The 1,213-nt window shown below is 61.3% G+C and carries 2 pseudogenes; one reads left to right on the top strand and one right to left on the bottom strand.

Features of this window, described 5'->3' with window-relative positions:
* Positions 1-450 (top strand): annotated as a pseudogene (locus EN932_RS36405) (ATP-dependent DNA ligase); the annotation flags it as partial.
* A 44-nt stretch (positions 451-494) separates the two neighbouring features.
* On the opposite strand, the pseudogene EN932_RS36400 reads toward EN932_RS36405, so the two are convergent.
* Positions 495-1,213: pseudogene (locus tag EN932_RS36400) on the bottom strand (caspase family protein); the annotation flags it as partial.

The raw sequence follows: 1,213 nt of genomic DNA, 5'->3' as shown, positions 1-1,213 counted from the left end.
ATCCAGTACAGTCACCATGTGCATGGCGGCGGGGCCGACTTCTACGCCGCGGTTGATCGCATGGGCCTGGAGGGCATGGTGTCGAAGCGGCCTGACAGCGTGTATCGGTCAGGCGACACCGAAGCGTGGCTGAAAACCAAATGCTACGAGGAAGTCGACTTTGAAGTGGCAGGCGTGCAGCTAAAACCGGGATCGGCACCACTCGCTTTGATGGCAACCCGCGATGCGGAACGCCGCTATGTCGGATCGGCTCACATCGCCCTGAACAAAGCCATGCGAGAACGCCTATGGGCCAAGGTGCAGGAGGGGAAAGGCACGCCACCGAAGGGAGCCGACAAGCCAGACGCCGAATGGATCAAACCTGGCCTTGTCGGACGAGTGAAGACCCTTAAGCGCGAGGACAAGCTACGCCATGCGACTTTGCAGGCGATCCGTGAGGCGAAATCGTGATGTTACGAACGCCAATGAAGTAGGCCCGCCTGACAGCCCACGTCCTAAAACACACCACCGATGCCTATCCCCCCACTAATGTCTGGTGGGGGGGCTATGGGGCGTTGCGGGACGGCCTGCGCGCGTTTCGCCGCCTTGCGGCTGGGGCCGGTTTGCGAAGGGCCGTTGTCCGACGCGACTTTAGCCGGCTTGGCCTTGACGATGACCGGCTGCTTGCAGATTCTGCCGGAACGCAAAAAGAGATCGCCGAGCAATCCGACGGTCGGCTCGGTCGTGGGTGCGATCTGTTTGGTGTTTTTGTAGTAGTCGGTGAGGGCACGGATGGAGCCTGTGCCCCAATCGCCATCAACTTGCATCCGGTAGCACCCCAGGCGACGAAGTTCGGTCTGAATGCTGCGCGCAAGATCGCCTGCCTTGTCCTTTTCCGCTTCGCCCGCCGAGGCGCCGACAATGAGAGTTTCGAGGCCGGAGACGACGCTCTGGCGAGCGACTGCAACGCTTTCGGTTGAAGACAGATTGGCGACCCGAGTGCCGACCGGCTCCGCTGAACCGCCTGACGGTGCCGGAATCTCGACGGACCGCAGCGTCTGTCCGACGATGAGCACGGCGGTCTGCAGGTCGTTGGAGGCGAGCTCTATCTGCAGCTTCTTCTTGGCGTCTGGATCGGACAGGATGCGCGACAGGCTCGCGCTCAACTGCGCCGGATCGAGCATCTGCTGTTCGGTGAAATAGAATTGTTCACGCAGGTTCGACTGATCCCACG

The organism is Mesorhizobium sp. M7A.F.Ca.US.002.01.1.1, assembly GCF_004022955.1.
Taxonomy (GTDB): Bacteria; Pseudomonadota; Alphaproteobacteria; order Rhizobiales; family Rhizobiaceae; genus Mesorhizobium; species Mesorhizobium ciceri.
This window is presented reverse-complemented; position numbering and strand designations above follow the sequence as displayed.